This is a genomic window from Methylobacterium planeticum, from assembly GCF_008806345.1.
Taxonomy (GTDB): Bacteria; Pseudomonadota; Alphaproteobacteria; order Rhizobiales; family Beijerinckiaceae; genus Methylobacterium; species Methylobacterium planeticum.
In genome coordinates, this window is record NZ_VZZJ01000027.1 from 60580 (window position 1) to 69521 (window position 8942).

Below are 8942 nucleotides of genomic sequence, written 5' to 3' on the forward strand. Positions count from 1 at the left end.
GGCGATCGAGCCTCGCGGCTGCCCCGGAGCAGGCGCCGGTCAGCCCCGTCACGCCGCCTTCCGGCCGCCCCGGGCCGCGATCTTGGCGAGGCTGCGCAGGATCTGGGTCGTCACCCTGAGGCGCTCCGGCACGCTGTCGAGCTCGCGGATGAACACGATGCTCATGTCCGGGCGCACCTTGGCGAAGGAGGCCTGCTCGGCCACGTAGGCCACGAGGCCCTGCGGGTTGGCGAAGGCCCTGTCGCGGAAGTGGAGGACGACGCCCTTCGGGCCGGCCTCGACCTTCTCGACATTCGTCCCGCGGCACAGGATCTTGATGGTGACGATCTTGAGGAGCTGCTCCACCTCCGGCGGCAGCGGCCCGAAGCGGTCGATCAGCTCGGCCCCGAAGCTCTCCATCTCGGCGTCGTTCTCGAGCGTCGAGAGGCGGCGGTAGAGGCCGAGGCGCACGCCCAGATCCTCGACGTAATCCTCCGGGATCGTGACCGGCGCGCCGAGCGCGATGGTGGGCGACCACGCCTCCTCGACGGGCTCGTCGATCCCGGCCTTGAGGGCCGTGACGGCATCCTCCAGCATCTGCTGGTAGAGCTCGTAGCCGACCTCCTTGATGTGGCCGGACTGCTCGTCGCCCAGCAGGTTGCCGGCGCCGCGGATGTCGAGGTCGTGGCTCGCCAGCTGGAAGCCCGCCCCCAGGGTGTCGAGGGTCTGCAGCACCTTGAGGCGCTTCTCGGCCTGGGCGGTGAGCTGGCGGTTGGCCGGCGTCGTGAACAGCGCGTAGGCCCGGGCCTTCGAGCGCCCGACGCGGCCGCGCAGCTGGTAGAGCTGGGCGAGGCCGAACATGTCGGCCCGGTGCACGATCAGGGTGTTGGCGGTCGGGATGTCGAGGCCCGATTCCACGATGGTGGTCGACAGGAGCACGTCGAACCGGCCCTCGTAGAAGGCCGTCATCACGTCCTCGAGCTGGCCTGCCGCCATCTGGCCGTGGGCCACCGCGACCTTGATCTCGGGCATCTCCCGATCAAGGAAGCGCTTCACCTCGGCGAGGTCCTCGATGCGCGGCACCACGTAGAAGGCCTGCCCGCCGCGGTAGCGCTCGCGCAGCAGCGCCTCGCGGATCAGCAGCGGGTCGAAGGGCGTCACGAAGGTGCGCACCGCCAGGCGGTCGACCGGGGGCGTCGCGATGATCGAGAGCTCGCGCACCCCCGTCATGGCGAGCTGCAGGGTGCGGGGGATCGGCGTCGCCGAGAGGGTCAGCACGTGCACGTCGCTCTTGAGGGCCTTGAGGCGCTCCTTGTGGGAGACGCCGAAATGCTGCTCCTCGTCGACGATGATCAGGCCGAGCTCCCGGAAGCTGACGCCCTTGGCGAGGAGGGCGTGGGTGCCCACCACGATGTCGACGGTGCCGTTCGCCAGGCCCTCCCGGACCTTCCTCATCTCGGCGGCCGGCACGAAGCGGGAGGCCTGCGCCACCTGGATCGGCAGACCTTTGAAGCGCTCCGCGAAGGTGCGGTAATGCTGGCGCGCCAGCAGGGTCGTGGGCACCACCACGGCCACCTGCCGGCCCGAGATCGCCGCCGCGAAGGCGGCCCGCAGGGCCACCTCGGTCTTGCCGAAGCCGACATCGCCGCAGACGAGGCGGTCCATCGGGCGCCCGGCATCGAGGTCGCCCAGCACCGCCTCGATGGCGTTGGCCTGGTCCTCGGTCTCCTCGAAGGCGAAGCGGGCGGAGAACTCCCCGTAGAGCCCGTCCGGCGCCGCGAGCCGGGGCGCCGGCTTCACGAAGCGCTCCGCCGCGATCTTGATGAGCTCGCCCGCCATCTCGAGGATGCGGCGCTTCATCTTGGCCTTGCGGGCCTGCCAGGCCCCGCCGCCGAGGCGGTCGAGGGGCACCTCGGCATCCTCCGAGCCGTAGCGGGTCAGGAGCTCGATGTTCTCCACCGGCATCAGCAGCAGGCCGCCGGCATATTGCAGCTCCAGGCAATCGTGGGGGGCGCCCGCCGCCGTGATCGTCTTGAGGCCGACGAAGCGGCCGATGCCGTGGTCGGCATGGACCACGAGGTCGCCGGGCTGCAGCGCCTGCACCTCCAGGATCACGTCCTGCGGGCGCTTCGACTTGCGCTTCTGGCGCACCAGCCGGTCGCCCAGGATGTCGCCCTCGGCCACCACCGCGAGCTGGCCCGCCGTGAAGCCGGATTCGAGGCCCCAGACCGCCACCGCCACGTCGGTGCCGCGCTTCAGGGCGTAGACGTCCGACAGGCGCGTGATCGCGACCGGCTTCTTCAGGCCGTGGTCGGTGAGCACGCCGCAGAGCCGGTCGCGGGAGCCGTCGGACCAGGATCCGAGGATCACGTGATGACCGGATCCCTGCAGGGCCTGCACGTGCGCCACGGTGGCGTCGAAGACGCTCGCGGATTCCTCGGCCCGCTCGGGCGCGAAGCTGCGGCCCTGATGGCCCTCGCAATCGATGACCGCGCGCTCCGGGCTCTCGGGCAGCGCGAAGGGCGTCAGCCGGGCGACGCTCGCCCCCGCGACCCGGTCCGTCCACTCGTTCGGGGTGAGGTAGAGGGCCCGGGGCGGCAGCGGCTTGTAGGGCGCGACGCCCGCTTGCGGCGTCTTCAGCGCGCCCTCGCGGGCCTGGAAATAGTCCTGGATCAGGGCGAGGCGCTCGGAGACCGCGTCCTCGACCTGCGCGTCGAACACCATCGGCACCCCGGCGACGTAGTCGAACAGGGTGTCGAGAGGCTCGTAGAACAGGGGCATCCAGTGCTCGAGCCCGGCGTAGCGCCGGCCCTCGCTCACGGTCTCGTAGAGGCGGTCGTCCCGGGTCGCGGCCCCGAAATTCTGGATGTAGCCCTGGCGGAAGCGCCGGATCGTCTCGGTGGTGAGCTGCACCTCGCTCATCGGCACGAGGTCGAGGGCGCGCAGCTGCCCGACGGTGCGCTGGGTCTCGGGGTCGAAGGCGCGGATCGACTCGAGGGTGTCGCCGAAGAAGTCGAGGCGGATCGGGTTCGGCAGCCCGGGCGGCGACAGGTCGAGGATGCCGCCCCGCACGGCGTACTCGCCGGTATCCCGCACGGTGCCGGTGCGCAGGAAGCCGTTCGCCTCGACCCAGGCCACCACCTTGTCCATCGACACCACGTTGCCGATCGCCGCCGAGAAGGTCTCGACCGCGATGCGGGCCCGCGGCGGCACCCGCTGCACCAGCGCGTTGACGGTGGTGCAGAGGATACGGGGGGCGGCCTCCGAGGAGCGCGAGCGGGCCAGGCGCGACAGGGCCGTCATGCGCTGCGCCGCGATGCCGGCATTCGGCGAGACCCGGTCGTAGGGCTGGCAGTCCCAGGCCGGCACGCTCATGATCTCGAGCTCGGGCGCCACGAACGTCAGGGCATTCATGAAGGCGTTGGAGCGGCCCGAATCGCGGGCGACGTGGACCAGCACCGCCGGCCCCTCGAAATTCGCGCTGAGCGCCCGGGCGAGGTCGGCCACCACCAGGGCGTCGAACCCCTCGGGCACCTGGGCGAGGGTCGGGCTGTCGCCGCGCTTCAGCGCCTCGATCGCCCGGGCCAGCGGCCCGGATTTCGGAAGGGCGAAGCGCGCGGCCTGCGGCTTCGGGGCGGGGGCGGAGGGTTTCGGTGCGAGCTTGGCCATGAAGGTGGTGCGTGTCGCTTCGTTCGGCTTGCGGAATCGTGACCCGGCGCCGGCTCGTCCGGCGCCGGCATGCCCCCTCTCCGGTTCGGGAGCGGGTCGGCGGCGGAGCGGGCCGGGCGAGGGAGGCGGCCTCTCCGGAAGGACCGCGCCCCTGACCCGTCCGCCGGCGCGGCCTCGACCGCGCCCGAACGGGAGCGGTCGAGGCGCGCGGGGATCGATCCGCTCAGCTGTGGATCGGCGCGTCGTGCTTGTGGAAGGCCTTGAGGCGGCGGTAGAGCCCGGTGTCGTAGGTCTCGGGCACGGGGTCCTCGCCGGTGAGCCAGCGGAACAGGTCGCGGTCGGGCACCTCGATCAGGGCCTCGAACAGGGTCAGGTCGGCCTCCGACAGCGCCCCGATCTCGGCATCGGCGAAGCGGCCCATGATCAGGTCCATCTCGCGGATGCCCCGGTGCCAGGCGCGGAAGAGGGTGCGGCGGCGGCGCGGGTCGAGATCCGCGCTGGTGCGGGTGGTGCCGGACATGAAGCCAAACCTGTGATGCCGTGATCCCGGGATCCCCGTATCCCGGATGTCGCGTAAGCCCGGCCCGCCCCGGCGGGAAGCTGTGCCGCAGCGGGGGATGGGCGCTATGGTCTATATAGGGACACCCGCCCGCCGCACCATCCGTCCCCCCCTCGCCGTCCTTCCGGTCTATCCGCCCAGCCCTCCTCGCCCCACCCGCGCCGCGACGCCCGCATGACCGACACCCCCGCCCCCTCCGACGCGGCCGAGGACGACGGACCCGCCCGCGGGCCCGATGCCGCCCCCCTGCGGCCGAGCATCCTCGACCCGCTCTTCGCCCTCGCCCGGACGCTGCCGGGGATCGGGCCCAAGATGGCGCCGATGATCGAGCGCCTGCTCGGGACGCCGGAGCAGCCCGCCCGCATCGTCGACCTGCTGTTCCACCTGCCGCAAGGGGGCGTGGCCCGCCAGCTCAAGGGCTCGATCGCCGAGGCGCCCCCGGGCGAGCCCGTCACGGTCGGGGTCACCGTGGTGTCGCACCGGCCGGCCCAGCCCGGGGCCGGTCGGCGCCCGCACCGGGTCCTCGTCGAGGACCCGACCGGCGACATCGCCCTGGTGTTCTTCGGCATGCCGCGCGCCCGCGTCGAGAAGATGCTGCCGCTCGGCGCCCACCGCTACGTCTCCGGCCGGATCGACCTCTGGGACGGGCACCGGCAGATGGTGCATCCCTCCCGCATCACCGACGAGGCGGGGCTGGCGGCCCTGCCCGCCGTCGAGCCGATCTACGGCGCCACCGAAGGGCTGACCTCGCGGGCGATCTCGAAGCTCGCCCACGCCGCCCTCGACCGGCTCCCGATCCTGCCCGAGTGGCAGGACCCGGCCTGGCTCGAGCGCCACGCGCTGCCCCCCTTCGCGGACGCCCTCCGGGCCGAGCACCGGCCGGAGGAGGCCCCCGCCCCCCGGCGCGAGGACGGCACCCCGCCCCCCCGCACGGCCGCGCGGCGGCGCCTCGCCTACGACGAGATCCTGGCCTCGCAGCTGGCGCTCGCCCTGCTGCGGGCGCGCCAGCGCCGCAAGCCGGGGCGGCGCAATGCCGGGGACGGGCGGCTCGCGGGCCGGATCGAGGCCGCCCTGCCCTTCGGGCTCACGAGCGCGCAGACCCGGGCGGTGGCGGAGATCCGGGCCGATCTCGCCAGCGAGCGGCGCATGCTGCGGCTCCTGCAGGGGGATGTCGGCTCGGGCAAGACCGCGGTGGCGCTGCTCGCCGTGGCGTCGGCGGTCGAGGCCGGGCGGCAGGCCGCCCTGATGGCCCCGACCGAGATCCTGGCGCGCCAGCATTTCGAGCGCCTCGGGCCGATGGCCGGCCCCTTGCGCCTGCGCCTGATGACCGGCCGCGACCGGGCCGCCGAGCGGCGCGCCACCCTCGGCGACCTCGCGGCCGGCCGGATCGATGTCCTGGTCGGCACCCACGCCCTGTTCCAGGACAGCGTCGTGTTCCGCGACCTCGGCCTCGCGGTGGTGGACGAGCAGCACCGCTTCGGCGTGCACCAGCGCCTCGCCCTCGGGGCCAAGGGCGAGGCGGTGGACTTCCTGGTCATGACCGCGACCCCGATCCCCCGCACCCTGGCGCTGACCTTCTTCGGCGACATGGACGTCTCGGTCCTCGACGAGAAGCCCGCCGGCCGCCAGCCGATCAAGACCCTGACGATCCCGGTCGAGCGCATCGACGAGGTGGTGGCGGGGCTCGAGCGGGCGCTGGCCCGGGGCGAGCGGGCCTACTGGATCTGCCCCCTGGTGGCCGAATCCGAGTTCATCGACCTCGCCGCCGCGCAGGAGCGCTTCGAGGATCTCCGGCGCCATTTCGGCGAGGCGGTCGGGCTGATCCACGGCAAGATGCCGGGCCCCGAGAAGGATGCCGCGATGGAGCGCTTCGCGGCGGGCGGGACCAAGGTGCTGGTCTCCACCACGGTGGTCGAGGTCGGGGTCGACGTGCGGGAGGCCACCATCATGGTGATCGAGCACGCCGAGCGCTTCGGCCTCGCCCAGCTCCACCAGCTCCGCGGCCGGGTCGGCCGGGGCTCGGCCGCCTCCTCCTGCCTGCTGCTCTACCGCGGCCCCCTCGGGCAGGTCGCGCGCGCCCGCCTCGAGATGATGCGCGAGAGCGAGGACGGCTTCCGCCTCGCCGAGGAGGATCTGCGCCTGCGCGGCGAGGGCGAGGTGCTCGGCACCCGCCAATCCGGCCTCGCGGCCTTCCGGCTCGCCAGCCTCGAGACCGACGCCGACCTCCTCGAGGCCGCCCGCGACGATGCCCGCCTCGTGGTCGAGCGCGACCCGGGCCTGCGCGGCGCCCGCGGCCGGGCCCTGCGGGTGCTGCTCTACCTGTTCGAGCGCGACGCCGCGATCCGGCTCCTCGGGGCGGGCTGAGCGCGGGTTCCTGAACGCGCGCCCCTGAACACGCCCCCCTGCCCCGATCCCCGATTCCCGCCCCCGTGCGTAAACCGTCCCTTAACCCTGGCCGGCGCCTCCTCGGGCGGGGCCGGCGGAGGGCCCGCAAAAAGGCCTTAATGACCGGGCCTCTGGCCCCGCGCGCCGGCTCCGTTCATCTGCCATACAGATTCGGGGTTGCGGCGCGGGCCCCGGGACGGCATCATCCCTTGCCGCGTTCGTGTCCCAATCTTAACTGAACATGAACGAAGGGCTGATTCGATCGGCCCTTGACCGGGAGATCTGGAGGGTATGCCGATGCTGAACGGACCGTTCCAACGCCTGCCGGGGTCCTCCGAGGGCTGGAATCCGAACGCATACGAGCCCTGGCTGCTGCCGATCTCCGACACGGAGACCGCCCCGGCCCCGGGCCCCGACGCGATCGCCCTCGCGGTGCGCCAGGCCAGCCGGCCGCTCTGGATCGCCGCCAACGCGCTCTGCGTCGCCCTCGGGCTGCTCCTCGCGGTCGAGACCGCCACGGGCTGGATGAGCTCGGGCACGAGCGCGGTCGCCCCCGTCACCACCAAGGTGCTCGCCTCCGCCAGCGCCTCCTGAGGCGCCGCCCACGCGACGTCCCGGCGCGAGACGCCCACGCGCCGGCGCGAGACGCTCACGCGACGTCCTGGCGCGAGACGCTCACGCGACGTCCTGGCGCGAGACGCTCACGCGACGTCCTGGCGCGAGACGCTCACGCGTCCTGGCGCTCGGGCGAGGGGATGGCCCCGACCTGGGCCGCCCGCAGGCCCGCCGCCATCGCCTGGAGCCGCGTCTGCGGATCCTCGGGCTGGATCACCCCCGCCGACATGACGAGCTTGGCCGCGTCGTCCACGCTGATCCCGACCTCGATGATGTCGGTGCGCGGCAGGTAGAAGAAGAACCCGGTGGTCGGGTTCGGGGCGCAGGGCAGGAACACGCCGACATATTCGGGGCCGTTCTCGGCCGAGCCCCGCGGCAGCGCGCCCTGCACGTCGGGGGCCGCCGGCGCCGACAGGAACACCACCGACCACGTCCCCTTCACGGGGAACTCCACGAGGCCGACCGTGCGGAACGAGGTGCCGTTGGCCGAGAACAGCGTCTCGAAGATCTGCCGCAGGCCCTTGTAGAGGCCCGAGATCACGGGGGTTCGCGCCAGCAGCACCTCGCCGAACTCGATGACGCTGCGCCCGACGAGGTTCGCCGTGAGGAAGCCCAGCATCGTCACCGCCACGAAGGCGATGACGAGGCCGAGGCCGGGGATCGAGAAGGGCAGGTAATGGTCCGGCAGGTAGCTCGCCGGCACCAGGGGCTTCACCCAGCCGTCGATCAGGGTGATGAACCACCAGGTGATGTAGATCGTGATGGCCAGCGGCCCCGCCACGATGATGCCGGTGAGGAAGTAGGTCCGCAGCCGGCCCCGGACGCTGACGCGCTTGCGCGGGCCCGCGGGGTCGATGTCGGGAATCGGCGGCTGGATCGGCGGGAGGGATGGCGCCACGGTGTCACTTTCGCGCGCGAGGCAACGGGACTTGAGGGCCTCGTCGACCTGAGGCGGTCCCAGCACGGACGCCGGAAACCGGACCGGACAAGCCAGACCGCCCACGCCCTGAGAGGTAGCGGTTGCGGGGCAGCGGCTCAAGGCCGATGCGCGCGGGCCGCGCCTCGGGTCCCGGCGTCCCGCGCCCGGACCACGACGGGGTTCGTCAGCACCGGCCGGATCAGGTCGGATCGCCGCCGCGCGCCGGTCTTGTCGAAGACCCGCTTCAGCGGGAAGCGGGCGGTCTGGACGCTGATGCCGGACCCGGCGGCGAACGCCGCCAGGGAGCGGCCCTCGACGAGGCCGATCAGGAGCCGCGCCTCCGCTCCGGTGAGGCCGAAGACCTGGGCGGGCTCGGCCCCGCCGCCGACCGCTCGGCCCCGATCGCTCGGCCGCCGGGTCCGCCACCGGCACGAGGGCGCCCTGCCCCGCCACGGCCCCGGCCGACTGAACAGCCAGATCGTCCGGGCGCGGCGCGCGTCGGACACTGGACCCACCGGAAGGCGCGGCCGCCGGATCCGCGGGAAGACCCCGAAGATCCGGTCGGTCTATTCCACGGTGACGGATTTGGCGAGGTTGCGCGGCTGGTCGACGTCCTTACCCATCACCACCGCGGTGTGGTAGGCGAGGAGCTGGATCGGCACCGCGTAGACGATCGGGGCCACGGTCGGGTCGAGGTCGGGCATCGTCAGGGTCGCCATCGTCTCGAGACCCGCCTGCGCCGCCCCCCTGGCGTCCCCCACCAGGATGATCCGGCCGCCGCGCGCGGCCACCTCCTGCATGTTCGACACCGTCTTC

6 protein-coding genes and 1 pseudogene are annotated in these 8942 nt (G+C 73.0%); 2 read left to right on the plus strand and 5 right to left on the minus strand.

Annotated elements, in window-relative coordinates:
* Window positions 1-48: 48 nt before the first annotated feature.
* Both mfd and F6X51_RS22540 read right to left on the minus strand, forming a co-directional pair.
* Window positions 49-3648: a transcription-repair coupling factor gene (mfd, locus tag F6X51_RS22535; RefSeq protein ID WP_150965924.1), complete on the minus strand. Its 3600-nt coding sequence runs from the start codon at window positions 3646-3648 to the stop codon at window positions 49-51.
* Window positions 3649-3871: 223 nt separating this feature from the next.
* Window positions 3872-4168, minus strand: coding sequence for an FAD assembly factor SdhE (locus F6X51_RS22540; protein WP_150965925.1), 297 nt, complete (start codon window positions 4166-4168; stop codon window positions 3872-3874).
* Window positions 4169-4381: 213 nt separating this feature from the next.
* On the opposite strand from F6X51_RS22540, the gene recG reads away from it, so the two are divergent.
* The gene (gene recG / locus F6X51_RS22545; RefSeq protein ID WP_150965926.1) at window positions 4382-6571 is read left to right on the plus strand and encodes an ATP-dependent DNA helicase RecG; all 2190 of its coding nucleotides are present in this window, start codon (window positions 4382-4384) and stop codon (window positions 6569-6571) included.
* Window positions 6572-6889: 318 nt separating this feature from the next.
* Entirely contained in the window at window positions 6890-7186 is a 297-nt protein-coding gene (locus tag F6X51_RS22550) for a hypothetical protein (protein WP_150965927.1), read from the plus strand.
* A gap of 133 nt (window positions 7187-7319) precedes the next feature.
* Here the strand turns inward: F6X51_RS22550 and F6X51_RS22555 are convergent, their stop codons facing one another.
* The 3 genes and pseudogenes from F6X51_RS22555 to F6X51_RS22565 form a co-directional block, all read right to left on the minus strand.
* The gene (locus tag F6X51_RS22555; RefSeq protein WP_150965928.1) at window positions 7320-8105 is read right to left on the minus strand and encodes a DUF502 domain-containing protein; all 786 of its coding nucleotides are present in this window, start codon (window positions 8103-8105) and stop codon (window positions 7320-7322) included.
* A gap of 137 nt (window positions 8106-8242) precedes the next feature.
* A complete protein-coding gene (locus F6X51_RS22560) occupies window positions 8243-8632 on the minus strand; it encodes a helix-turn-helix transcriptional regulator (protein ID WP_150965929.1) in 390 nt (129 codons plus the stop codon).
* Window positions 8633-8692: 60 nt separating this feature from the next.
* Window positions 8693-8942, minus strand: a pseudogene (locus F6X51_RS22565) (glutamine--fructose-6-phosphate transaminase (isomerizing)); the annotation flags it as partial.